Genomic DNA, 24,593 nt, shown 5'->3' on the forward strand with positions numbered 1-24,593 from the left:
ATGCCAGTAGTGCAGAACAAGATCTCGGTTGGCCGCCGCAAGTCGGCCTCGGCGCGCGTCATCCTGCGCCTGGGCAAGGGCGCCATCTCCATCAACGGCCGCAGCCTGGACGACTATTTCGGTCGTCCGACCTCGCGCATGCTGGTCCGCCAGCCGCTGGAGCTGGTCGGCAGGCCGGAGAGCTTCGACCTGCGCATTACCGTCCAGGGCGGTGGGCCCAACGGACAGGCCGGCGCCATCCGGCACGGCATCACCCGCGCCCTGATCGAGTTCGACGAAACCTTCCGCCCGGCCCTGCGCAAGGCCGGTTACGTGACGCGCGACGCGCGCGAGGTCGAGCGCAAGAAGGTCGGCCTGCACAAGGCGCGGCGCGCGCCCCAGTTCTCCAAGCGTTGATCGGCGCCGGGGGATTCCGGGTGGGGGATCGTCCAACGGTAGGACAACGGACTCTGACTCCGTCAATCTAGGTTCGAATCCTAGTCCCCCAGCCACTACGCTTTTCCGAAAAGCCCGGCCTGCTCGTCATGCCGGGCTTTTTTGTTGTGCACAGGGTTTAGGTCTACCTTTGCCGGACAGGCAAGGACGGGGGATCGATCATGATCAAAGTGGCAATCGTCGGCGGTACCGGCTACACCGGGGTCGAACTGCTGCGTCTGTTGGTACAGCATCCGCAGGTGGAGCTGGCCGTCATCACCTCCCGCGGCGAAGCGGGTCGGCCGGTCAGCGATCTGTTTCCAAGCCTGTCCGGACGGCTCGATCTTGCATTCCGCGAGGTCGATGTGCGGGCACTTGCCACCTGCGATGTGGTGTTTTTTGCCACGCCCAACGGCGTTGCCATGCAGCAGGTGCCGACGCTGCTGGATGCCGGTGCGCGGGTCATCGATCTGGCGGCCGACTTTCGCCTGCGCGATCCGGCCGTCTGGGAGCGCTGGTACGGCATGCCGCACGCCTGTCCGCAGTTTCTGGAAGAAGCCGTCTACGGTCTGCCGGAACTGAACCGCGAGCGCATCGCCGGCGCCCGCCTGATCGCCAATCCGGGCTGTTATCCGACGGCGGTGACGCTCGGCCTGTTGCCGCTGCTCGAAGCCGGCCTCGTCGATCCTGGCGAGCTGGTGGCGGATTGCAAGTCCGGCGTCAGTGGCGCTGGGCGGCACGCGCGCGCCGACCTGTCGTTCTGCGAGACCAATGAGAATTTCAAGGCCTATGGCGTGTTTGCCCACCGCCACCAGCCGGAAATCGTGCAGAACCTCGGTACGGTAACGACCGGCGCGGCGCTGGACCTGACCTTCGTGCCGCATCTGTTGCCGCTGAACCGCGGTATCCACGCCACGCTGTATGCCCGCCTGCACGCCGGTGCGGCAACCGACCTGCAGGCGCTGTATGAATCCCGCTACCGGGACGAGCCGTTCGTGCGCGTGTTGTCGGCCGGCAGCCACCCGCAGCTGAGCGAAGTGCGCGCCGGCAACGATTGCGCAATCGCCGTGCACGTGTCCGGCAAGCGCGTGGTGGTGCTGTCGGTGATCGACAATCTGGTCAAGGGCGCCGCCGGCCAGGCGATCCAGAACATGAACCTGATGTTTGGACTCGACGAGACGCTGGGTCTGCGCCAGCCGGCCCTGGCGCCTTGATGGCCCGTTCGCCGCCATGGGTGTGGCGGTGCGTGGCAAGTCTGCTCGTTGGAATATTGCTCGCGACGGTGGGCGCGCGCCTGCTTGATCGGCGGGTGCCGCAAAAGCCCCCGGCCCAGCCGACCGACATGGCGCTGCGCGAACAGAATGCGGCGCTTCGGCAGCTGCAGGTGGTGGACCGCGAGGCGCAGGCAATGCTGCGTGAACAGATTGCCAGACTCAGCGCGCAAAACAGTGAACTCAGCCGGCGTCTTGCCCTGCTGCGTGGGGTGTTGGCGCCTGACGGGCAGGCGCCGGAACTGGGCGTCGCCGATCTGCTGCTCAGTCCACAGGCTGACGGTGGGCGCATCGGGTATCGCCTGCTGCTGGCGCGGGTCGCGTCGCCACTGGCCGATGGCAAGCTGACCGGGCGAGCTGAACTATGGAGTCTCGGTGAGTTGGATGGGCGGCCACAGGAAATTCGGGTGGCACAGTTGCGGCTGGCTTTGCAGCGACTGCAGACTTTTTCCGGCACCTTGGTGTTGCCGGCCGGGTTTCGGCCGCAGCGGCTGCGGGTGGTTCTGGAGCCCCGCGGGCAGGCGCCACTGCCGTTCGAGTTCGCCTGGCAGGAGTTGATTGCCGCCGGCCAGCCCATGACGGCAGCAACTCCGCTACCCTAAGAAGGTCTGAGGTTTGTGAGCGCGCCTGCGCTTGTTGTTTTCCGGAGTATCCCCATGCCGAATACCGCACCAGTCCTGTTCACCGAAAGCGCTGCCCGGCGGGTGGGCGAGCTGATCGTCGAGGAAGGCAACCCGCAGCTGAAGCTGCGCGTGTTCATCAGCGGCGGCGGCTGCTCGGGTTTTCAGTACGGTTTCACGTTCGACGAGAACGTGGACGAAGGTGACTGCGCAGTGGCAACCGAGGGCGTGACCTTGCTGATCGATCCGCTCAGCCTGCAGTACATGGAAGGCGCCGAGATCGATTACCGGGAAGACTTCCAGGGCGCGCAGTTCGTGATCCGCAATCCGCAGGCCACGACGACCTGCGGGTGCGGGTCGTCCTTCAGCGTCTGAGGGAGCCGTTTCGTTCGCTCATGCCGATGTTTGAGGACCGCTGGCTATCCGGCGGTTCCTCAGGCGCCAGGTCGTCCGGGCAGATACACGCAGCCGAGGATCACCGGCCGTCGTGCGCCGGTGATCCGGCTAAGATCCAGCGCGGTTTCATGAATGCGCTGGCGGGCCAACCAGGCAAAGGCCAAGGCCTCCACCCATTGCGGGTCCACGCCGGCAGCGGCCGTGGTCGCGACCCGCAGCGGCGTAAGGCGCCGGGCAAGGCGGCCGAGAAGATCCGTGTTGCGCGCGCCGCCCCCGCAGACCAGTAATTCCTCGACTTCGCCTCGACCGTCCAGGGCCCGCGCAACGCCGGCGGCGGTAAATTCCGCCAGCGTCGCCTGCACGTCGGCCGGATGCAGGTTTGCGAATCCGGCCAGTACGGTGTCCAGCCAGCGCAGATTGAAATCCTCGCGCCCGGTACTCTTGGGCGGCGGGCGGGCAATGAACGGATGCGCCAGCAAGGCGGCCAGCAGCTGCCGGTCGGCCGTGCCCAGTGCGGCGAACCGGCCCTCGGCGTCGTAGGGCTGTCCGAGGTGCCGTACAGCCCAAGCGTCCAGCAGCACATTGCCGGGACCGACATCCCAGCCGCTCGTGTCGGCGCCCAGCAGCGACACATTCGCCATGCCGCCCAGGTTCAGCACCGCACGTCGGCGGCCGGCAGTGCCGAAGGCCGCCTGGTGAAAGGCCGGTGCCAGCGGCGCGCCCTGCCCCCCGGCCGCAATGTCGGCGCTACGAAAATCGGCCACCGTCGGAATGCCGGTACGCGCCGCAATCAGCGCGCAATTGCCGATTTGCAGGCTGTGAGGTGCCGGTCCATCCGGGTTGTGGCGAATCGTTTGCCCGTGACAGCCGATGGCGCGCACGGCTTGGGCGGGGACCCCCGCCGTGTCCAGCAAACGCAGCGCACAGTCCGCGAAGCGCTGTCCCAGATCGTGATGCAGCTGCAGGGCCAGGTCGAGGTCTCCCTCTCCCGGGCGCTGCAGCGAATCGAGTTGGTGACGCAAGTCGTCCGTGAGCGCGGCGCTGTGGGTGGCGCGGATGCGCGGTTGCCCGTTGGGCGAAAACTCGGCCAGAACGCCGTCGATGGCATCCTGGCTGGTGCCGCTCATGAGACCGATGTAGAGCTCGGCGGGCGGCGGGTCGATCACTGCGCTTGGGCAGGGTCCGTTTGTGCAACCCGGCGCGTTGCCAGTGTCTCCAGTTTCGCCACCCAGCCCGAGGTCTGGGTCAGGAAATGACGCCGGTAAGCGTCCGGCAGCGGTTGCGCATTCGGAAGGGCTACGGTCAGTGGATCCTTGGTTTGGCCGTTCACCTGGAATTCGTAATGCAGGTGCGGACCGGTGGCCCATCCGGTGGACCCGACGTAGCCGATGACCTGGCCTTGGTTCACCCGTTGACCGACGCGCATCTTGGGCGCGAAGCGGCTCAAGTGCGCATAGAGCGTTCGGTTGCCGCGGCCGTGATCGATGATCAGGACATTCCCATAACCGCCCTGCCGTCCGGCGAACGCAACCTGGCCGTCGCCTGTGACCTGCACGGGGGTGCCGGTAGCGGCGCCGTAATCGACGCCGCGGTGTGGGCGAACGGTTTTGAAAATGGGGTGCAGTCGGTTCGGATTGAAGCGCGAGGTAATGCGCGTTACCGGCAGCGGGTTGCGGCTGAAGGCCTTGCGCATGCTGCTGCCGTCCGGTTTGTAGACGGCTACCCGGCCGTCCGGATCGGTGTAGCGCACGGCCCGCAGGACCTTGCCCTTGTTGACGAACTCGGCGGCCAGGATGTCACCGTCGCGTACCTTCTCGCCGTCGGCCGTCAGCTCATTGTAGATAACAGCGAAGCGATCACCGGGCTGCAGGTCCTGCGTGAAGTCGATGTCCCAGCCAAACATTTCCGCCAGTTCCAGGACCAAGCGGTCGGACAGCCCGGCCTGCTGCGCCGACATATATAAGGAGCTGTTGATGACGCCGGCGGCCTGCGCTTGCACGGTTTGGGTCGGCCGGGTGTGCAGGAGTGCGGAGTAGCCGTCGAAGTCCCGCCGGACCTCCAGCTTGTTCAGCGGGTCGATCTCCAGGTCCAGGGCCATAAGCTCGCCATCGGCTGCACTGGCGCGCAGCACCTGGCCGGGTTTCAGGTCGAGCAGGGAGCGCGCCTGCTGGCCGGCGTCCATCACGGACTGCACGGTGCCGGGACCAAATCCCATGGCCCGCATGGCCTGAAAGAAACTCTCGCCGGGCCGGATTCGATGCTCCAGCCAAGCCTCATCGAGCTGCTCGAGGGTGACATCCGCGACCGCCTCGACTTCCGGCAGGGGATAGGGCCTCTCCACCGCAGGCGCGTTGAGGCGCTCGGGAATGCTGGCCAGACTCTCGGCGGTGCGCGCCGCGAGCACTGCTACCATGAGTGCCATGGCCGAGCCGAACACCCACGGCAGCAGATGACGCGCAGGGCTCGGGTCAGGCGGCGTTGCGCGGTACCCCTTGGACATCCGCAAGCTGGCAGCAGCGGAATGCAAACGGCGGGAGCGGCGGCTGATAATGATAAGAACCCCTGTCGTATGAGCTTGGCCGCTGGCGGGCAAGTGCGTGCAGTGCAGGTTGCAAGTACAGGTACGACGCACCAGTGACGCTGCATTCTTCACTTTCGGGTGACAAGATTGCAACCCCAAAGGGCGTGTTTTTGAATTCACCGATCGGGCCAGATTGTGATGCTTGAGGGCGCAAGTAACGACCCACTCGAAATGCTTCGACGCGGCGCAGACGAAATTCTCCCGGAGCAGTCGCTCGCAGAGCGGCTGCAGGAGGGACGTCCCCTGCGCATCAAGGCGGGCTTCGACCCCACCGCGCCGGATCTTCACCTGGGCCACGCGGTCCTGTTGGGCAAGCTTCGCCAGCTGCAGGATCTTGGCCACCAGGTCCTGTTCGTGGTCGGCGACTTTACGGCGATGATCGGCGATCCGACCGGCCGCAACGCAACGCGCAAGCCGCTCACCCGAGAAGCCATTATTCGCAATGCCGACACCTATCAGCAGCAGGTGTTCAAGGTTCTCGATCCGCAGCGTACGCAAGTCCTGTTCAACTCGACGTGGCTGGAGCCCCTTGGCGCGGCGGGCATGATCGCACTGGCTGCGCACACGACTGTCGCGCGCATGCTGGAACGCGACGATTTTTCCCAGCGCTACCGGTCCGGTCAACCGATCGCTGTACATGAGTTCATCTACCCGCTGATGCAGGGCTACGACTCGGTGGTTCTGGAGGCCGACCTCGAGTTGGGGGGCACCGACCAGAAATTCAACCTCCTGATGGGGCGTCAACTCCAGCAGGCATATGGCAAGCGCCCCCAGGCGATCCTGACCATGCCGCTGCTCGAGGGGCTCGATGGCGTCAAGAAGATGTCCAAGTCACTGGGGAACTACGTGGGGATCACGGACCCCCCGAACGAAATGTTCGGCAAGCTCATGTCGATCTCGGATGTTCTGATGTGGCGCTACATGGAGCTTTTGAGTTGCCGTACGCCTGCGCAATGCCAGGATCTGCGGGGGGGCATCGAGGCCGGCCGAAACCCAATGGAGGTCAAGCTGGAACTGGCGGAAGAACTGGTAGCCCGGTTTCACACACCGGAGCAGGGCACCGCCGCGCGCCGCGCTTTCGTCGAACGCTTCCGTCACGGAGAGCTGCCCCAGGACCTGCCGGTGCTCCGACTCGATGCTCCAGCAGGACTCATGGTCGGGCTTGCGCTGCAGCGGGCGGCGCTCGCGGGCAGTAATTCGGAGGCGATGCGCCTGATCAGCCAGGGCGCCGTGCGTGTCGATGGGGTCCGAATTGACGACCCGAAGCGCGTTCTGGGCGCAGGTAGCGAATACCTGGTTCAGGTTGGAAAACGACGTGCGTGCCGTATCTTTATGACATAGAAAGGAAATTTACCGAGCTCTACAGGAAGTCACAAAATATTCGTTCCCCCCGGTTGACGCGCCCCCGAAGCTCATGAATAATTCGCCTCCCTCGCCGGTCACGAACCGGCCCGCTCTTTGAAAAACCGAGATCAGGTAATTTGTGTGGGCGCTTGCGTCTGAAGGTTAGTCAAACCTGCTTGAGATAAGGGGTTCGCCCCTTGGAAACCGAATCAAGACTGTTCGCAGTCTTCGGTATTTAATTAAAGAGTTTGATCATGGCTCAGATTGAACGCTGGCGGTATGCTTAACACATGCAAGTCGAACGGCAGCACAGGGTAGCTTGCTATCCGGGTGGCGAGTGGCGGACGGGTGAGTAACGCGTAGGAATCTACCTTTTCGTGGGGGATAACCCGGGGAAACTCGGGCTAATACCGCATACGCCCTACGGGGGAAAGCGGGGGACCTTCGGGCCTCGCGCGGAACGATGAGCCTGCGTCCTATCAGGTAGTTGGTGAGGTAATGGCTCACCAAGCCGACGACGGGTAGCTGGTCTGAGAGGACGACCAGCCACACTGGGACTGAGACACGGCCCAGACTCCTACGGGAGGCAGCAGTGGGGAATATTGGACAATGGGGGAAACCCTGATCCAGCAATACCGCGTGTGTGAAGAAGGCCTTCGGGTTGTAAAGCACTTTTAGCAGGAAAGAAAGACAATGCGCTAATACCGCATGGTTTTGACGTTACTTGCAGAAAAAGCACCGGCTAACTCCGTGCCAGCAGCCGCGGTAATACGGAGGGTGCAAGCGTTAATCGGAATTACTGGGCGTAAAGCGCGCGTAGGCGGCTTGTTAAGTCGGATGTGAAATCCCCGGGCTCAACCTGGGAACTGCATTCGATACTGGCTGGCTAGAGTGTGGTAGAGGGAAGTGGAATTCCAGGTGTAGCGGTGAAATGCGTAGATATCTGGGGGAACATCAGTGGCGAAGGCGGCTTCCTGGACCAACACTGACGCTGAGGCGCGAAAGCGTGGGGAGCAAACAGGATTAGATACCCTGGTAGTCCACGCCGTAAACGATGTCAACTAGCCGTAGGGAGCATCTGGCTCTTTGTGGCGCAGCTAACGCGATAAGTTGACCGCCTGGGGAGTACGGCCGCAAGGCTAAAACTCAAATGAATTGACGGGGGCCCGCACAAGCGGTGGAGCATGTGGTTTAATTCGATGCAACGCGAAAAACCTTACCTGCCCTTGACATGTCAGGAATCTTTCAGAGATGAGAGAGTGCCTTCGGGAACCTGAACACAGGTGCTGCATGGCTGTCGTCAGCTCGTGTCGTGAGATGTTGGGTTAAGTCCCGTAACGAGCGCAACCCTTGTCCTTAGTTGCCAGCGGTTCGGCCGGGAACTCTAAGGAGACTGCCGGTGATAAACCGGAGGAAGGTGGGGACGACGTCAAGTCATCATGGCCCTTATGGGCAGGGCTACACACGTGCTACAATGGCCAGTACAGAAGGTTGCCAACCCGCGAGGGGGAGCTAATCCTGTAAAGCTGGTCGTAGTCCGGATCGCAGTCTGCAACTCGACTGCGTGAAGTCGGAATCGCTAGTAATCGCGAATCAGCATGTCGCGGTGAATACGTTCCCGGGCCTTGTACACACCGCCCGTCACACCATGGGAGTGGGCTGCACCAGAAGTAGGTTGCTTAACCCGTAAGGGAGGGCGCTTACCACGGTGTGGTTCATGACTGGGGTGAAGTCGTAACAAGGTAGCCGTAGGGGAACCTGTGGCTGGATCACCTCCTTAAAAGATGACGTGCCTTTCAGGCGCGAGCGTCCGCACAAGTTACTTGATCTTGCTTAAGCCCAGTCATGGGTCTGTAGCTCAGTTGGTCAGAGCGCACCCCTGATAAGGGTGAGGTCGGTGGTTCAAATCCACCCAGACCCACCAGTGGTGCGGGGCCATAGCTCAGCTGGGAGAGCGCCTGCTTTGCACGCAGGAGGTCGGCGGTTCGATCCCGCCTGGCTCCACCAAGGCCTGAGGTAATATCAAACATCTGTATTTTTGCTGATGTTTGATATTGTCGTGTCGGTATAGCGCCGGCAGACAATGCTATTTAAAAATTCGGAAAGAGAATTGAAGCCGCATTTATCAGCGAGTTTGGCCTGATTTCAACCAGTGTGGTTGGGGTTATATGGTCAAGTGAATTAAGCGCATACGGTGGATGCCTTGGCGACAGGAGGCGATGAAGGACGTGGTAGCCTGCGATAAGCTTCGGGGAGCTGGCAACAAGCTTTGATCCGGAGATGTCCGAATGGGGAAACCCACCGCGCAAGCGGTATCCTGCACTGAATACATAGGTGCTGGAGGCGAACCCGGGGAACTGAAACATCTAAGTACCCGGAGGAAAAGAAATCAACCGAGATTCCCTTAGTAGTGGCGAGCGAAAGGGGACCAGCCCAGTGCGTCTAAAGTCGTTAATTCTTAGAGGAATGGCATGGAAAGGCCAGTCATAGAGGGTGATAGCCCCGTACTTTAAAAGAATTTTCGATGGGGCGCCGATGAGTAGGGCGGGGCACGTGAAACCCTGCTTGAACATGGGGGGACCATCCTCCAAGGCTAAATACTACCTGTCGACCGATAGTGAACTAGTACCGTGAGGGAAAGGCGAAAAGAACCCCGGATAGGGGAGTGAAATAGATCCTGAAACCGTATGCGTACAAGCAGTGGGAGCTCATTCATTGAGTGACTGCGTACCTTTTGTATAATGGGTCAGCGACTTACTTTCAGTGGCAAGCTTAACCGAATAGGGGAGGCGTAGGGAAACCGAGTCTGAATAGGGCGATAGTCGCTGGGAGTAGACCCGAAACCGGGCGATCTATCCATGACCAGGGTGAAGGCAGGGTAAAACCTGCTGGAGGCCCGAACCGGGATCTGTTGAAAAAGATTCGGATGAGTTGTGGATCGGAGTGAAAGGCTAATCAAGCTCGGAGATAGCTGGTTCTCCTCGAAAGCTATTGAGGTAGCGCCTCGCGTCTCACTCTCGGGGGTAGAGCACTGTTTCGGCTAGGGCTGCGTCTAGCGGTACCAAACCGATGCAAACTGCGAATACCGAGAAGTGCAATCGCGGGAGACACACGGCGGGTGCTAACGTCCGTCGTGAAGAGGGAAACAACCCAGACCGCCGGCTAAGGTCCCAAAATCATGGCTAAGTGGTGAACGATGTGGGAAGGCTAAGACAGCCAGGAGGTTGGCTTAGAAGCAGCCATCCTTTAAAGAAAGCGTAATAGCTCACTGGTCGAGTCGTCCTGCGCGGAAGATTTAACGGGGCTAAGCCATGTACCGAAGCCGCGGATGCAAGCTTGCTTGCATGGTAGAGGAGCGTTCCGTAGGCCTGTGAAGGTGGATCGTAAGGTCTGCTGGAGGTATCGGAAGTGCGAATGCTGACGTGAGTAACGATAAAGGGGGTGAAAAACCCCCTCGCCGAGAGTCCAAGGGTTCCTGCGCAACGTTAATCGGCGCAGGGTGAGTCGGGTCCTAAGGCGAGGCCGAAGGGCGTAGTCGATGGAAAACAGGTTAATATTCCTGTACCTCGCATTGCTGCGATGGGGAGACGGAGAAGGCTAAGCGGGCCGGGTGTTGGAAGTCCCGGTTTAAGCGTGTAGGAAGTGACCTTAGGCAAATCCGGGGTTGCAATTTCGAGACGTGATGACGAGCTCCCTTGTGGGGCGAAGTCGCCGATGCCACGCTTCCAAGAAAATCCTCTAAGCTTCAGGCAATGTGGGACCGTACCCGAAACCGACACAGGTGGACCGGTAGAGAATACCTAGGCGCTTGGGAGAACTCGGGTGAAGGAACTAGGCAAAATAGCACCGTAACTTCGGGAGAAGGTGCGCCCCTGGTACGTGAAGAACTTCGCGTTTGGAGCGGAAGGGGGCTGAAGCAATCAGGTGGCTGCGACTGTTTATTAAAAACACAGCACTCTGCAAACACGTAAGTGGAAGTATAGGGTGTGACGCCTGCCCGGTGCCGGAAGGTTAAGTGATGGGGTCAGCGCAAGCGAAGCTCTTGATCGAAGCCCCGGTAAACGGCGGCCGTAACTATAACGGTCCTAAGGTAGCGAAATTCCTTGTCGGGTAAGTTCCGACCCGCACGAATGGCGTAACGATGGCCACACTGTCTCCACCCGAGACCCAGTGAAATCGAAATCGCTGTGAAGATGCAGTGTACCCGCGGCAAGACGGAAAGACCCTATGAACCTTTACTATAGCTTTGCACTGGACTTCGAGTTTGTTTGTGTAGGATAGGTGGGAGGCTGTGAAGCGAGGACGCCAGTTCTCGTGGAGCCATCCTTGAAATACCACCCTGACACGCTTGAAGTTCTAACCTAGGTCCGTTATCCGGATCAGGGACAGTGTATGGTGGGTAGTTTGACTGGGGCGGTCTCCTCCGAAAGAGTAACGGAGGAGCACAAAGGTACCCTCAGCGCGGTCGGACATCGCGCAATGAGTGCAAAGGCATAAGGGTGCTTGACTGCGAGACTGACACGTCGAGCAGGGGCGAAAGCCGGTCTTAGTGATCCGGTGGTTCTGAATGGAAGGGCCATCGCTCAACGGATAAAAGGTACTCTAGGGATAACAGGCTGATTCCTCCCAAGAGTTCATATCGACGGGGGAGTTTGGCACCTCGATGTCGGCTCATCACATCCTGGGGCTGTAGTCGGTCCCAAGGGTATGGCTGTTCGCCATTTAAAGTGGTACGCGAGCTGGGTTTAGAACGTCGTGAGACAGTTCGGTCCCTATCTGTCGTGGGCGTTGGAGATTTGAGGGAAGCTGCTCCTAGTACGAGAGGACCGGAGTGGACGTACCGCTGGTGTTCCGGTTGTCACGCCAGTGGCATTGCCGGGTAGCTATGTACGGACGGGATAACCGCTGAAAGCATCTAAGCGGGAAGCCTCTCCCAAGATTAGATCTCCCTGGACCTATAAGGTCCCTGAAGGGCCCTGGAAGACTACCAGGTTGATAGGCCGGGTGTGGAAGCACGGTAACGTGTGGAGCTAACCGGTACTAATTGCCCGTGAGGCTTGACCATATAACACCCAACCAGGCTGGGCGGCATCAAATTCTCTTTCTGAATACAGGGCATGCGCCCTGACAGTTTGCCTGGCGGAAATAGCAAGTGGGAACCACCCGATCCCATTCCGAACTCGGAAGTGAAACCACTGTGCGCCGATGATAGTGTGGGTTCGCCCATGTGAAAGTAGGTCACCGCCAGGCTTTTAACATCACCCCCTTGAGGCATTCCTCAAGGGGGTTTTCGTTTGCGCGTTGCGTGGCAGGGTGGCTCGCGGGCAGTAGCCCACGGAGATAACGGGCCGAAGTCGCTACCGAAGATCAGACGTTGAAGCGGAAATGGATTACGTCGCCATCCTTGACGATGTACTCCTTGCCTTCCAGGCGCCATTTGCCAGCTTCCTTAGCGCCGGCTTCGCCCTTGTAGGCGATGAAGTCGTCGTAGGCGATGACCTCGGCGCGGATGAAGCCGCGCTCGAAGTCGGTGTGGATGACGGCCGCCGCTTGCGGGGCGGTGGCGCCCTGGTGCACGGTCCAGGCGCGCACTTCCTTTACGCCGGCGGTGAAGTAGGTTTGCAGGCCAAGCAACCGGTAGCCGGCGCGGATGACGCGGTCCAGGCCCGGTTCCTCCAGGCCAAGATCGGCCAGAAAATCGCCGCGCGCGGCGGGGTCCAGCTGCGCCAGTTCGGCTTCGATGGCGGCACTGACGGCCACCACTTCCGCGCCCTCTGCCGCCGCGTGGTGCTGCACGGCGTCCAGCAGCGGATTGTCGGTGAAGCCGTCCTCGGCCACGTTGGCGATATAGACCACCGGCTTTGCGGTGAGCAGGTGCAACTCGTCCAGCGGCGCGGATTCGTCCGCGGATAGACGCAGGCTGCGTACCGGTTTTGCCGCATCGAGGCAGGCGCGCGCGCGTTCCAGCAGCGCTTGTTCGGCCAGCGCGGCCTTGTCGCCGGTCTTGGTGCGCTTGCCGACGCGCTGCAGGGCGCGCTCGACGGTTTCAAGGTCGGCCAGAGCCAGTTCCGTATCGATCACCTCGATATCACGCAGCGGATCGACGCCGCCGGCCACGTGCACCACGTCGTCGTTCTCGAAACAGCGCACCACGTGGGCGATGGCCTCGGTCTCGCGGATGTTGGCCAGGAACTGGTTGCCCAGGCCCTCGCCCTTGGATGCACCGGCCACAAGGCCTGCGATGTCGACAAAGGTCATGCTGGTCGGCACGATTTTTTGCGGCTTGACGATGGCGGCCAGCCGATCCAGGCGCGGGTCCGGCATGGCGACGATGCCCACGTGTGGGTCGATGGTGCAGAACGGGTAGTTCTCGGCCGCGATGCCGGCCTGCGTAAGGGCGTTGAAGAGGGTCGACTTGCCGACGTTGGGCAGACCGACGATGCCACAGCGAAAACCCATGGGGTGATTCCTGCAAACTGAAGTGAACGTCGCCTGAGCGACGCCGCGCTAGCGGGCGTCCGCGCGCGGCGGACGGGTATTGAGCAATTGCATGACCGGCGCGGTTTCGCCGGCCAGCAGGCGCGGCAGCAGGGCGAGCGCGCAGTCGATGGCGCCCTCGATCAGCCGTGCCTGGTCGGCCGGCGGCCCACTGAGCACGTAGGGCGTGACCAGCGCCGCAGCGCCGGGGTGACCGATGCCGATCCGCAGGCGCAAAAACGCCGGTGAGTTCAGCGCGCCGATGGTGCTGCGCAGGCCGTTGTGCCCGCCGTGGCCGCCGCCCGCCTTCAGGCGTATGTCGCCGGGCGGCAGGTCAAGTTCGTCATGCGCCACCAGTATCTGTTCCGGCGCGATGCGGTAATAGGCGGCCAGCGCCTGCACTGCACGGCCGCTGTCGTTCATGAAGGTCTGCGGCTTGAGCAGCCGCACGTCGCAATGTGGCCGGTGCCAGGTCGCAACCTCGCCGTGAAAGCGGCTTTCAGATTTGAACGACAGACGCTCGCCGGCCGCCAGGCGCTCCACAAAAGCAAAGCCCGCGTTGTGCCGGGTGTTGGCATAACGCGGGCCTGGATTGCCGAGGCCGACGATCAGTTCGACCATGTCTCTGCCCCGCCGTCGGGGCGCGATCAGCTGGCGGGTTCTTCGCCGGCTTCCGGCTCAGCCTTGCGCGGCGCGTGCATGGCCACTACCGGCAGATCGTGGTCGTGACCGAAGGCCAGCGCCGGGATGCTGACGCCAGGCGGCAGGACCAGATCGGACAGATGCACGGACTGGTCGATATCCATATCGCTGATGTCGACCGCAATGAATTCCGGCAGGTCCTTGGTCAGACACTCGATTTCGATTTCCGGCAGCAGATGCGACACCACGCCGCCGTGCTGCTTGACGCCGATTGACGTGTCTTCGCCGATGAAGTGCACCGGCACCACCATGCGAAGCTTGCGGTCGGCGCTCACGCGCAGGAAATCCAGGTGCATCACCAGGCGCTTGTAGGGGTGCATCTGCACGTCGCGCAGGACGACCTGCTCGCTGCTGCCACCCACGTCCACGCTCAGCACGTGGGAATGGAACGCTTCCCGTTCCAGGTGATGGATGATGTCGTTGTGGTCGAGTGTGATGTCGGTGTTCGGCTGGCCGGCGCCGTAGATGACGGCCGGCACACGGCCGGCGTGGCGCAGGCGACGCGCGAAGGCGGTGCCAAGGTCGCTGCGCGGCTCGGCGGTGATCTGAAACTGGTTATCCATGGCCGAAACTCCGGGAAACGGTAAAACGCGAGCGTCGCGGGTGGCCCCGTCGCCGGTCGGGCCGGCCACGCTGCGTGGAAAAAACGGAACGTGAAATGGTACTACAGGTTCGCCTTTTGGCCGTTCGCCAGCGGCCTTATCCCATCAAAAGGGTGCTTACCGAATCCTCGTCGCTGATACGGCGCATGGTCTCGGCCAGCAGTTCGGAAATGCTCAGCTGACGGATGCGCGGGCAAGCCGCGGCGGCGGCTCGCAGCGGCAGGGTGTCGGTCACCACCAGCTCGTCCAGACTGCTGTTCATGATGTTCTCGACGGCCTTGCCGGACAGTACCGGGTGCGTTACGTACGCGACCACGCGGACCGCGCCGTTCTGCTTCAGGGCGTCGGCGGCCTTGCACAGCGTGCCGGCGGTGTCGACCAGATCGTCGATCATGATGCAGGTGCGCCCAGCCACATCGCCGATGATGTTCATTACTTGCGACTGGTTGGCACGCGGCCGGCGCTTGTCGATGATGGCCAAGTCCGCGTCGTCCAGATGCTTTGCCAAGGCCCGCGCGCGCACCACGCCACCGACGTCCGGTGACACGACCATCAGGTCATCATAGCTGTGGCGCCAGATATCGCCCAGCAGCACTGGCGACGCGTACACGTTGTCGATGGCAATGTCGTAGAAGCCCTGGATCTGGTCGGCGTGCAGGTCCACCGTCAGCACGCGGTCGGTACCGGCGGCGGCGATCATCTTGGCCACCACCTTGGCCGAAATCGGCACCCGCGCGCCCAGCATGCGCCGGTCCTGGCGCGAGTAGCCCATGTACGGCATGACGGCCGTGATGCGTGATGCCGATGCCCGTCGCATGGCGTCCACCATGATCAGCAGCTCCATCAGGTTCTGATCGGTGGGCGCGCCGGTGGACTGGACGATGAACACGTCCTTGCCGCGCACGTTGTCGATCACTTCGACCTGCACCTCGCCGTCGCTGAAGCGGTCCACCACGACCTTGCCCAGCGGCTGGTCGAGGTATTGCGCAATGGACGCTGCCAGCTTCGGGCAGGCCGAGCCCGAAAACACCATCATGCCGCCGTAGGCCATGGGCTCCTCGCCTGGGTCTGGAATGCGCACGTGGCGCGAGAAAAATGGCTGGGGTGCCAGGATTCGAACCTGGGTATGCGGGAATCAAAATCCCGTGCCTTACCGCTTGGCGACACCCCAGCAGAAACGCGATTCAGTCGGCCAGCAACGGATGGTGGTTCAGGCCGCGCACTACCCAGCCACGCCAGGGTGCCGGGAGCTGTGCCTGGGCTACATCGGCAGCCTGCCGGGCGTCGAAACGCACAAACAGGCACCCGCCGGTGCCGGAAAGATGCGCCTGGCCAAACCGGGCCAGCCATCGGTATGCCGCGTCGATCTGCGGATACAGTGCGCTGACCACGGCCAGGCAGTCGTTGCCGGTGCTCCCGCTGCGGAACTGCGAAATTGTGATTGGCGGGGTATGGCGTGTCAATTTTGGGTGCCCAAACACGCCCGCCGTGGCGACGGCCACGCCCGGATCGACGATCAGGTACCAGGGCTCGTCAAGCTCGATCGGCGTGAGCCGATCGCCGACACCTTCCGCCCAGGCCGCCCGCCCGCCGACGAATACCGGCACATCGGCGCCCAGCGCAAGCCCGATCGCGGCCAGTTCGTCGCGCGGCAGATCGAGTTGCCACAGCCGATTGAGCGCCAGCAGCGTGGTGGCGGCGTCGGAGCTGCCGCCACCGAGCCCGCCGCCCATCGGAATGCGTTTGCTCAGTTCAATGTCCACGCCCAGCCGGCAGCCGGTGTGCGCACGCAGCGCCTGCGCCGCCCGCACGCACAGATCCTGCTGCGGCGGCACGCCCGGCAGGGGCCTTGGCAAGCGGATTTGGTCATCGTCGCGGGGGCGCAAGCGCAGCTCGTCGCACAGGTCGACGAACTGGAACACCGTCTGCAGCAGGTGATAACCGTCCGCGCGCCGGCCTACGATGTGCAGGAATAGGTTGATCTTGGCTGGTGCCGGCCAGATGCGCCGGGTTTCAGGGGGCATGTTCCCCGGGGGTCCAGCGCTTGATGGCGAGGCGCAGTTCGACCTCGCCCTGGCGCGCCTGCAGCTTGCTCGGCAGCATCCATGGCGGCACGGACTGGTATTCGAGGTAACGAATTTCCCAACCGTTCTGGCGCAGCAGCGCCAAGCGGTTCTCGGCATCGAGCTGCTGCGCATCGACCGCGCCGGGGCCGGCCGACCCAGCACCCAGTAACGCAGGCTGGCCAGTGGCAACGGCGTCTCGGGCAGGGCATCGGCCAGCAGTATGGCGGCGCTCGAGGCTTCGATTGGCGGCTCATCAGCGCGCTCAAGACGCGCGCCAGCGGTGTTTTCCGTCAGCCGCATGGCGCCGCGACCGAACGCTCCGTGCAGGCGCAGGTCGAAGCCGTCGCTGCGTTGCCACCAGGCAACGCTGCCGCTGGCCGACTCGCCAGCACCCTTGAGCGCCAGGCGCCCCTGCAGGCCCCAGTCGCCGATCTGGTCGAGCGCCGCCAGACGATCGGCCCACGACGTGGCCGGTAGGGTGGGTGGCACCGGTCCGCGCGCGGCGCAGGCCGACAGGGCGGCCACCAGCACCAGGGCCGCCAGGCGCATCATCGGCGGCAGGGTCACGGGTCGAGTTTGCTCTGCACGCCCAGCAGGCGGGGATCCGTCGGTGACTTGTCGAGGCCCTCGGCCAGGACTTTGCGGGCCTCGTCGGTGCGTCCCTGTGCGTGCAGCACCTCGGCGAGGTGGGCGTAGACCTCGGCATCCGGCAGCAGGCTCAGCGCCCGTCGCAGGTAGCTCTCAGCGCCGACCAGGTCGCCCTTGCGGAACAGCACCCAGCCCAGACTGTCCAGGATGTAGGGGTTGTCGGGTGATTGCTCCAGTGCGCGGCTGATCAGGGTGTGCGCCTCGTCCAGGCGCTCGCCGCGATCGGCCAGCGTGTAGCCCCAGGCGTTCAGCGCGTTGGCGTTCTTGGGGTCGATTTCCAGGATACGACGCAGATCCTGCTCCATCTCGGCGGTGCGGTTCAGCTTGTCGAGCACCATCGAGCGGGCGAACAGCAGGTCCATGCTGTCGGGCTCCTGCGCCAGAGCCTCGTTGATCAGTGCCTCGGCCTGGAGCGCGCGGTTGCCTTGCAGCAACAGGTCGGACTGCGCCAGCAACAACCGCGTCCGGTTGTCGTCGGACTCTGACGCGGCTGCCGCCAGCAGCGCCACGCCGGCGTCCAGATCGCCCTGCTGCGCCAACAGGTTTGCCCTTCGCAGCAGCGCATCGAGATAGTGTTCGCCGGCCTTGACCCGGGCGTAGCGGTCGATCGCCTGCAGCGGATTGCCAGCGTCTTCGGCGAGTTTGCCAAGATAGAAATTCGCCTGGTCGGCCCGTTTCTCGTCGCCGGCCAGTTTCAGCAACTGTGCCCGCGCCGTGCGTCGGTCGCCGAGCTGTCCGGCAAGCAAGGCTGCCGCCAGGCGCGCATCGCCGTTGGCGGGGTCCTGTTTCAGTACTGTCTCGAAGGCATCCCGGGCGCCGGCGTAATCCTTCTCTTCCAGCAGCACCCGGGCCAGTGTCAGGCGCGCCTGCGCGTGCCGGGGATGGGTCTTCAGAAAGCCGCGCAGCAATTCACTTGCGGCCTGCGACTGGCCGGTCTGCAGCAGGACCTGCGCCCGCAGCAGCAACGCTTCGTCGACGCCGGGCTGCAATTCCAGCAGCCGGGCGGACGGCTTGTCGGCGCGCTGCGCCTGCCCCAGACCCGTGGCGGCAAGGCTGTAGGCAAACAGAGCTTCCGGATCATCCGGGCGACTTTCGAGCAGCGCGTCGAGCACGCCCAGCAGCGTTTCGGGTGGCACGTTCTGGTTCAGCAAGCGCACCAGATTCAGGTAGTCCTGGCGGCTGCTGAAATTCTTGAGTGCCAGCAAGCTGCGCAGGTGCGTGCGCGCAGCCTCGGCGTTGCCGCGTTGCAGTTCAAGGCCGGTCAACAACTGCGCCGCGTCGACGCTTTGCGGCTCGATACGCTGCCAGGCTTGCGCAGCGGCAATCGCGGCCGGCACGTCCTGACCGTACAGCGCTGCCTGCACGGCGCGCCGGGCAATCTCGGCATCGCGGGCCTGCTCGGCCACGGCGGTATACTTGGCCGCCGCTTGGGCGTAGTCGCCGCGCTGCGCGGCCATGTCGGCCAGCAGCAGCGCAAGCACCGCGTCGTCGCGGCCGGTGTCGCGCAGGGTCGCGACGGCGGCCGGCGGCGATGCAGGCGGTGGGCTGGCACAGCCCAGCAACATCGAGCCGGCGATCAGAGTAAGCAAGTGTTTGCGCATGCCGCTTAAGACCCAGTGGCGGGGCTTTCGTTCCTGTGCCCGCGAATGGCGGGCGGGTGCGTGTTCGTTGACTATTATGCGCCCGGCGCACGGCCGAGCTACCTGACCCGCCGTCACCTCGACATGCTGTTACTCGCCCTGGGCATCAACCACCACACCGCGCCGCTGGACGTGCGCGAGCGGGTGGCCATCCTGCCCGAGCGCCTGGAGCCGCAGTTGCGTTCGCTGCTGCTGCAGCCGGACGTGGCCGAGGCCAGCCTGCTGTCCACCTGCAACCGCACCGAACTGTTGGTGGCGCTGGGCTCGCACGAATCGACCGGGGCGCTCGACTGGTTTCGGGCTGCCTGTGCCGGCCTGCAGCAACCGGTCGATCCGTACCTGGCCGTCTTTCGCGGTCCGCTGGCGGCACGGCACATGTTCCGCCTGGCGGGCGGTCTGGACTCGCTGGTGGTCGGTGAGCCGCAGATCCTGGGCCAGCTGAAAGAGTCCTACGATCTTGCCCGTCGCGTGGGCGGCGTCGGCAAATGGCTGGGCCGCGCCTATCAGCAGGCGTTTGCGGTCGCCAAGCGCATCCGCACCGACACCGCAATTGGCGCGAATCCTGTGTCGGTGGCCTTCGCCGCGGTGACTCTCGCCCGGCAGATTTTCGGCGATCTTGCCCAGCACTCGGCGCTGATCATCGGCGCCGGTGACACCGCCGAACTGACCCTGCGCCACCTGCACGGCCAGGGCGTGAAGCGAATCACGATCGCCAACCGCACCCTCGCCCGCGCCCAGCAACTGGCCGCGCCCTACGGCGCGCAGGCGGTGCCGCTGACCGCCGTGCCGTCGCTGCTGGAGCGGGCCGACATCGTGCTGTCGTCCACCAACAGCGAGCTGCCGATCCTGGGCAAGGGTACGGTGGAGAGTGCGCTCAAGGCCCGGCGTCGCAGGCCGATGTTCCTGGTGGATCTGGCCGTGCCGCGCGACATCGAGGCCGAGGTGTCCAGCCTGCGCGACGTGTACCTGTACACCGTGGACGACCTGCGCGGCGTGGTGCAGGAAGGCCTGCAGTCGCGCCAGGCGGCAGTCGGAGAGGCCGAGCGCATCGTCGACAGCCAGGTCGACGCTTTCATGGAATGGTGCAACGCCCAGCAGGCGGTGCCGCTGGTGCGGGCGCTGCGCGGCGGCATGCTGCGCACGCGCGATCTTGAAACCGAGCGCGCGCTGGCCGATCTGCGCCGTGGTCGCCCGCCGGAGCAGGTGATCCAGCGCCTGGCGCACGACCTCACCAACAAACTCGCCCACGGGCCGTCGGTGCAGATCCGCCGCGCCGGCGAGCAGGGCGACGCCGCCCTGCTGGACGCCGCCCGCCGCCTGCTGGGTTTTGACGAGAGTCAATGAAACCGTCCATCGAAACCCGCCTGCGCTCGGCCAGCGAACGGCACCAGGAGCTGACCGTGCTGCTCTCGGACCCGGCCCTGTCCGACGACGGCCAGCGCTACGCCGCCCTGGCACGCGAGCATGCGGAGCTGACGCCCACCACCGACGGCTACCGGCGTTACCTGGACACCCTGGCCGCGCTCGAAGAGGCGCAAAGCCTGGCAGCCGGCGACGATGCAGAGCTGCGCGAACTGGCCCGCCAGGAGCTGCCCGAGATCGAACAGCGCCTGGCGGGCATTGAAGCCGAACTGCAACACCTGCTGTTGCCGGCCGACCCCGATGACCGGCGCAACGTCTTTCTGGAAATCCGCGCCGGCACCGGCGGCGACGAGGCGGCGCTGTTTGCCGGCGATTTGCTGCGCATGTACCTGCGCTATGCGGAAACCCAGGGCTGGCAGTGCGAGATCGTCAGCGCGCACGAGGGCGAGCACGGCGGCTACAAGGAAGTGATTGTGCGCATCGAGGGCCGCGGCGTGTACGCGCGCCTGAAGTTCGAGTCCGGCGGCCACCGCGTGCAGCGCGTGCCGGTCACCGAGGCGCAGGGCCGCATCCACACCTCGGCCTGTACCGTCGCCATCCTGCCGGAGGTGGACGAGGTCGACGACATTCCGATCAACCCCGCCGACCTGCGCGTGGACACCTACCGCGCCTCCGGAGCCGGCGGCCAGCACGTCAACAAGACCGATTCGGCCATTCGCATCACCCACCTGCCGACCGGCACCGTGGTGGAGTGCCAGGACGAGCGCTCGCAACACAAGAACCGCGCCCGCGCCATGGCGCTGCTCAAATCCCGCCTGCTGGAGGCCGAACGCCAGCGCCAGCATGCCCAGGAAGCCGCCACCCGGCGCAGCCTGGTCGGTTCCGGCGACCGCTCCGAGCGCATCCGCACCTACAACTTTCCGCAGGGCCGCGTCACCGACCACCGCATCAACCTGACCCTGTACAAGATCGATCAGGTGATGGCCGGCGACCTGGACGCCCTGATCGAACCGCTGCGGCGCGAGTACGAGGCCGAGCAATTGATGATCCTGGGGATCGCATGAGCGCCGTTGCCGCAACCGAACATGCCGGGCCGACCGTGCAGGCTCTGCTGGCCGCGGCGCGCCGGCGCTGCGCCGGCAACAGCGCCGCGGCGGGCGATTGCGCCCTGCTGCTGGCGCTGGCGCTCGACGTGCCGCGCGCCTGGCTGCTGGCCCATGCCGAGCAGCGCCCCGACGATGCGGCGCTGGGCCGTTTCGAGACCCTGCTGCGGCGCCGCCTGGCCGGCGAGCCGATGGCTTATCTGCGCGGCCGGCAGGGCTTCTGGTCGCTGGAGCTCGACGTCACGCCCGACGTATTGGTGCCGCGTCCCGAGACCGAACTGCTGGTGGAACTGGCGCTGGCGTGCATGGGCGAATGCGGCCGGCTGGCCGATCTTGGCACCGGCAGCGGCGCAATCGCGCTGGCGCTGGCCAGCACGCGGCCGCACTGGCAGATCGTCGCCACCGACCGCAGCGCCGCCGCGCTGGCGGTGGCCGACGGCAATGCCGCGCGGCTGGGTTTGAGCGTGGAGTTCCGGCAAGGCGACTGGTTCGCGCCGCTGGCCGGTGAGCGCTTCGACATCATCGTCAGCAATCCGCCCTACATCGCTGCGCACGACACCTGCCTGGAGGGCGACGGCGTTCGCCGCGAGCCGCGCGCGGCGCTGGTCGCGGGCGACGATGGCCTGGCCGACCTGGCGGCGATCATCGCCGGCAGCGCGGCGCATCTTTCGCCCGGCGGCTGGCTGCTGCTGGAACATGGGGCCGATCAAGGTCCAGCGGTGCGCGCGCTGCTGGCCAGCGCCGGCTTCGTCGCCCTGGCCACCCACGCCGACCTGGCCAGCCGGCCGCGTGTCACCCTGGGTCGCCTGCCATGCGCGAACTGAACGACGACGAACTGCACCGCTACGCCCGCCAGCTGGTGCTGCCGGAGGTGGACTTCGCTGGCCAACTGCAGCTGCTGGAGGCGCGCGTGCTGATCGTCGGGCTGGGCGGCCTGGGCTCGCCGGCAGCCCTGTACCTGGCCGGCGCCGGAGTGGGCGAACTGGTGGTGGCCGATCACGACCAGGTGGATGTTTCCAATCTGCACCGCCAGGTGCTGCACCGCACGGCGGATGTTGGCCGGCCCAAGGCCGAATCGGCCCGCGACGCGCTGCTGGCGCTCAATCCGACCATCCGCGTCACGCCGATTACCGGCCGCATGGACGAAGGTACGCTGGCCACGCAGGTGGCAGCCGTGGACCTGGTGCTGGACTGCACCGACAACTTCGACACCCGCTTCGCCATCAACGCCGCCTGCGCGGCGGCCCGCAAGCCGCTGGTGTCGGGCGCCGCCATCCGCTTCGAGGGCCAGGTGTCGGTGTTCCGCCTGGACCGGCCGGACGCGCCCTGTTATCGCTGCCTGTACCGCGACGCCGGCGCCGAGGCCGAGCACTGTGCGCGGGTCGGCGTGCTGCCGCCGGTGGTTGGCGTGATCGGCGCCATGCAGGCGCTGGAGGCGCTCAAGGTGCTGCTGGGCATGGAAACCGGCCTCGCCGGCCGGCTGCTGATCTTCGACGGCCGGCGCAGCGAATGGCGCGCCATTGGCCTGCGTCAGGACCCGGACTGCCCGGTCTGCCGGGCCCGGCAGGCACCGGCCTGAGGCCGCATCCGTGGCAGTGGCGCCCTTGTGGGAGCGGCGCCTCGCCGCGAATCTTCAGAATCTTCGATCAAGCATTCGGCCCGACGGCGGGCCTCCCACACTCGGAATGGGAGGCCGTGGCCGCGCATCGGAGCGACAGGCCGCGACTGCTGGCCGTCAGGCCTGATCGAACTGGCGCCGCAGCACCTTCTTGTCGAACTTGCCGACCGAGGTGCGCGGGATGGCGTCGATCAAGTGGATGTCCTCGGCATACGGCACCTGCCACTTGGCGAAATCGCCGTTGCCGCCCAGGAATTCCTGCACCGCGGCCGGGGCAAGCTCTGCCTCGCGGCCTGGCCGGGGCACCAAAAAGGCCACCGGCCGCTCGTCCCATTTGGGGTCCGGCCGCGCCACCACGGCCGCCTCGGCCACCGCCGGGTGGGCCATGAGGGCGTTTTCCATGTCGACGCTGGAAATCCACTCGCCGCCGGACTTGATCAGATCCTTGACCCGGTCGGCGATGCGCATGTAGCCGTCGGCGTCCAGCGCCGCCACGTCGCCGGTGCGGAACCAGCCGTCCTCGGTGAAGGATTTGCCGGCGCCTTCCATCTTGAAGTAGTTGCTGATCACCCACGGCCCGCGCACCACCAGCTCGCCGATGCTCTCGCCGTCGCGGGGCAGGATTGCGCCGTCCGGGCCCTCGATGCGCATCTCGATGCCGGGCACCGGGATGCCGGCCTTCAGGCGCGCCTTGTACTGCTCCGCCGGGCTGGCATCGCGCAGGCGCCGCTTCAGGCGCGACACCGTGCCCAGCGGCGACATTTCGGTCATGCCCCACAGCTGGACGATTGGCACGCCGTAGCGCTCGTCGTAAGCGCGCATGAGCGCTTCCGGCACCGCCGAGCCACCGCAGGCGATGCGCCGCAGGGGTTTCAGGTCCCCGCCGTGCTGCTGCAGGTGCTGGTCGATCATCATCCAGATGGTGGGCACGCCGGCGGCGAAGGTGACCTCCTCGCCGCGGATCAGGTCGACCACGTCGGCCGCCTGCGGGTTGCGGCCCGGGAACACCAGCTTGCCGCCGTACATGACGCCGGCGAACGGCAGCCCCCAGCCGTTGACGTGAAACATGGGCACGAACACCAGGGCACTGTCCTGCTGCGAGAAGCCCATCACGTCGGCCTGGCCGACCGCCATCGTATGCAGATACAGCGCGCGGTGGCTGTAGAGCGCGCCCTTCGGATTGCCGGTGGTGCCGGACGTGTAGCACAGGGCGCAGGCGGTGTTCTCGTCGAGGTCCGGCAGCTCGGTCACCGGCTGGGCCGAGGCCAGGAAATCCTCGTACTCGGTCTCGCCGCGCAGGCCGAAGGTCTCACTGCCGCCCTCGCGCATCACCACGAAGCGCTCGACGCCCTTGCAGTGCTCCTGCACCGGCGCCAGTTGGTCGGCCAGCGATTCGTCGACGAAGATCATGCGGTCTTCGGCGTGATTGATCAGATACGTCAGCTGGTCGGTGGACAGGCGAATGTTCAGCATGTGCAGCACCGCGCCCAGGCACGGCACCGCAAAGTACAGCTCGAGGTGCTGGTAGCGGTTCCAGGCAAAGGTGGCCACCCGGTCGCCGGGCTTCACGCCGGCAGCCTTCAGTGCCCCCATCAGGCGCAGCACGCGGTGGTAGAAGTCGCCGTAGGTGTGGCGGTGCACGCCGCCGGGCTCGCGGGTAGCAATCTCGCCGTCGGCGAACAGATCCCGGGCCCGGTGCAGGATTGAGGTCAGGGTCAGCGGGTAGTTCATGATCAGGCCGTGCATCGT

Annotated in this window: 18 protein-coding genes, 4 tRNA genes and 3 rRNA genes; 15 read left to right on the top strand and 10 right to left on the bottom strand. The window is 64.7% G+C overall.

The window, feature by feature from the left end; translation table 11 throughout:
- The 5 genes from rpsI to erpA all read left to right on the top strand — a co-directional run bounded on the left by rpsI (position 1) and on the right by erpA (position 2,680).
- A complete protein-coding gene (gene rpsI, locus PG2T_RS07085; RefSeq protein WP_068803763.1) occupies positions 1-396 on the top strand; it encodes a 30S ribosomal protein S9 in 396 nt (131 codons plus the stop codon).
- A 21-nt stretch (positions 397-417) separates the two neighbouring features.
- Positions 418-491 (top strand) — tRNA-Gln (locus tag PG2T_RS07090).
- A 105-nt stretch (positions 492-596) separates the two neighbouring features.
- Positions 597-1,628: an N-acetyl-gamma-glutamyl-phosphate reductase gene (argC, locus tag PG2T_RS07095; RefSeq protein WP_068803765.1), complete on the top strand. Its 1,032-nt coding sequence runs from the start codon at positions 597-599 to the stop codon at positions 1,626-1,628.
- Between the two features lie 32 nt (positions 1,629-1,660).
- Positions 1,661-2,287 (top strand): DUF6776 family protein, encoded by a 627-nt coding sequence (locus PG2T_RS07100; RefSeq protein WP_145931033.1) that lies wholly within the window; start codon positions 1,661-1,663, stop codon positions 2,285-2,287.
- Positions 2,288-2,341: 54 nt separating this feature from the next.
- A complete protein-coding gene (erpA, locus tag PG2T_RS07105) occupies positions 2,342-2,680 on the top strand; it encodes an iron-sulfur cluster insertion protein ErpA (protein ID WP_068803769.1) in 339 nt (112 codons plus the stop codon).
- A gap of 59 nt (positions 2,681-2,739) precedes the next feature.
- On the opposite strand, the gene PG2T_RS07110 is transcribed toward erpA, so the two are convergent.
- Both PG2T_RS07110 and PG2T_RS16640 read right to left on the bottom strand, forming a co-directional pair.
- Entirely contained in the window at positions 2,740-3,867 is a 1,128-nt protein-coding gene (locus tag PG2T_RS07110) for an anhydro-N-acetylmuramic acid kinase (protein WP_202816455.1), read from the bottom strand.
- Positions 3,864-5,201, bottom strand: a complete 1,338-nt coding sequence (locus PG2T_RS16640; RefSeq protein WP_083214812.1) for a peptidoglycan DD-metalloendopeptidase family protein — start codon at positions 5,199-5,201, stop codon at positions 3,864-3,866. The genes PG2T_RS07110 and PG2T_RS16640 overlap by 4 nt, the downstream gene beginning before the upstream one ends.
- Positions 5,202-5,420: 219 nt before the next feature.
- On the opposite strand from PG2T_RS16640, the gene tyrS reads away from it, so the two are divergent.
- The 6 genes from tyrS to rrf all read left to right on the top strand — a co-directional run bounded on the left by tyrS (position 5,421) and on the right by rrf (position 11,876).
- Positions 5,421-6,623 (top strand): tyrosine--tRNA ligase, encoded by a 1,203-nt coding sequence (tyrS, locus tag PG2T_RS07120; RefSeq protein WP_068803773.1) that lies wholly within the window; start codon positions 5,421-5,423, stop codon positions 6,621-6,623.
- A 239-nt stretch (positions 6,624-6,862) separates the two neighbouring features.
- A 16S ribosomal RNA gene (locus PG2T_RS07125) occupies positions 6,863-8,406 on the top strand.
- Between the two features lie 67 nt (positions 8,407-8,473).
- Positions 8,474-8,550 (top strand) — tRNA-Ile (locus tag PG2T_RS07130).
- 7 nt (positions 8,551-8,557) lie between these two features.
- A tRNA-Ala gene (locus PG2T_RS07135) sits at positions 8,558-8,633 on the top strand.
- A gap of 163 nt (positions 8,634-8,796) precedes the next feature.
- Positions 8,797-11,691: ribosomal RNA gene (locus tag PG2T_RS07140) — 23S ribosomal RNA — on the top strand.
- Between the two features lie 70 nt (positions 11,692-11,761).
- A 5S ribosomal RNA gene (gene rrf, locus PG2T_RS07145) occupies positions 11,762-11,876 on the top strand.
- Together the 16S, 23S and 5S rRNA genes with 2 tRNA genes alongside form the textbook arrangement of a ribosomal RNA operon.
- Positions 11,877-11,993: 117 nt before the next feature.
- Here rrf and ychF read toward each other — a convergent pair.
- The 7 genes from ychF to PG2T_RS07180 form a co-directional block, all read right to left on the bottom strand.
- Complete coding sequence (ychF, locus tag PG2T_RS07150) at positions 11,994-13,085, bottom strand: redox-regulated ATPase YchF (protein ID WP_068803775.1); 1,092 nt, start codon at positions 13,083-13,085, stop codon at positions 11,994-11,996.
- A 48-nt stretch (positions 13,086-13,133) separates the two neighbouring features.
- Positions 13,134-13,724 carry an aminoacyl-tRNA hydrolase gene (gene pth, locus PG2T_RS07155; protein WP_068803776.1) on the bottom strand — a complete coding sequence of 197 codons (591 nt, stop codon included), beginning with the start codon at positions 13,722-13,724 and terminating at the stop codon, positions 13,134-13,136.
- Positions 13,725-13,750: 26 nt separating this feature from the next.
- Entirely contained in the window at positions 13,751-14,368 is a 618-nt protein-coding gene (locus PG2T_RS07160; protein ID WP_068803778.1) for a 50S ribosomal protein L25/general stress protein Ctc, read from the bottom strand.
- A gap of 136 nt (positions 14,369-14,504) precedes the next feature.
- Entirely contained in the window at positions 14,505-15,458 is a 954-nt protein-coding gene (locus PG2T_RS07165) for a ribose-phosphate pyrophosphokinase (RefSeq protein WP_068803780.1), read from the bottom strand.
- Between the two features lie 45 nt (positions 15,459-15,503).
- Positions 15,504-15,578: transfer RNA gene (locus PG2T_RS07170), tRNA-Gln, on the bottom strand.
- Positions 15,579-15,591: 13 nt separating this feature from the next.
- Positions 15,592-17,040: a 4-(cytidine 5'-diphospho)-2-C-methyl-D-erythritol kinase gene (gene ispE / locus PG2T_RS17100; RefSeq protein WP_083214813.1), complete on the bottom strand. Its 1,449-nt coding sequence runs from the start codon at positions 17,038-17,040 to the stop codon at positions 15,592-15,594.
- Entirely contained in the window at positions 17,037-18,722 is a 1,686-nt protein-coding gene (locus PG2T_RS07180; protein ID WP_068803784.1) for a tetratricopeptide repeat protein, read from the bottom strand. Before PG2T_RS07180 ends, ispE begins: the two co-directional genes overlap by 4 nt.
- Positions 18,723-18,782: 60 nt before the next feature.
- On the opposite strand from PG2T_RS07180, the gene hemA reads away from it, so the two are divergent.
- The 4 genes from hemA to PG2T_RS07200 are packed head-to-tail and all read left to right on the top strand — an operon-like array spanning position 18,783 to position 22,805.
- The gene (hemA, locus tag PG2T_RS07185; RefSeq protein WP_202816456.1) at positions 18,783-20,105 is read left to right on the top strand and encodes a glutamyl-tRNA reductase; all 1,323 of its coding nucleotides are present in this window, start codon (positions 18,783-18,785) and stop codon (positions 20,103-20,105) included.
- A complete protein-coding gene (gene prfA / locus PG2T_RS07190; protein WP_068803786.1) occupies positions 20,102-21,187 on the top strand; it encodes a peptide chain release factor 1 in 1,086 nt (361 codons plus the stop codon). Before hemA ends, prfA begins: the two co-directional genes overlap by 4 nt.
- Positions 21,184-22,050, top strand: coding sequence for a peptide chain release factor N(5)-glutamine methyltransferase (prmC, locus tag PG2T_RS07195; protein ID WP_068803788.1), 867 nt, complete (start codon positions 21,184-21,186; stop codon positions 22,048-22,050). Before prfA ends, prmC begins: the two co-directional genes overlap by 4 nt.
- The gene (locus tag PG2T_RS07200) at positions 22,038-22,805 is read left to right on the top strand and encodes a HesA/MoeB/ThiF family protein (RefSeq protein WP_236953314.1); all 768 of its coding nucleotides are present in this window, start codon (positions 22,038-22,040) and stop codon (positions 22,803-22,805) included. The genes prmC and PG2T_RS07200 overlap by 13 nt, the downstream gene beginning before the upstream one ends.
- Before the next feature lie 156 nt (positions 22,806-22,961).
- Here PG2T_RS07200 and PG2T_RS07205 read toward each other — a convergent pair whose 3' ends face one another.
- A complete protein-coding gene (locus PG2T_RS07205) occupies positions 22,962-24,590 on the bottom strand; it encodes a long-chain fatty acid--CoA ligase (protein WP_068803790.1) in 1,629 nt (542 codons plus the stop codon).
- Positions 24,591-24,593 lie beyond the last annotated feature (3 nt).

Origin of the sequence: Immundisolibacter cernigliae (genome assembly GCF_001697225.1) — a bacterium.
Taxonomy (GTDB): domain Bacteria; phylum Pseudomonadota; class Gammaproteobacteria; order Immundisolibacterales; family Immundisolibacteraceae; genus Immundisolibacter; species Immundisolibacter cernigliae.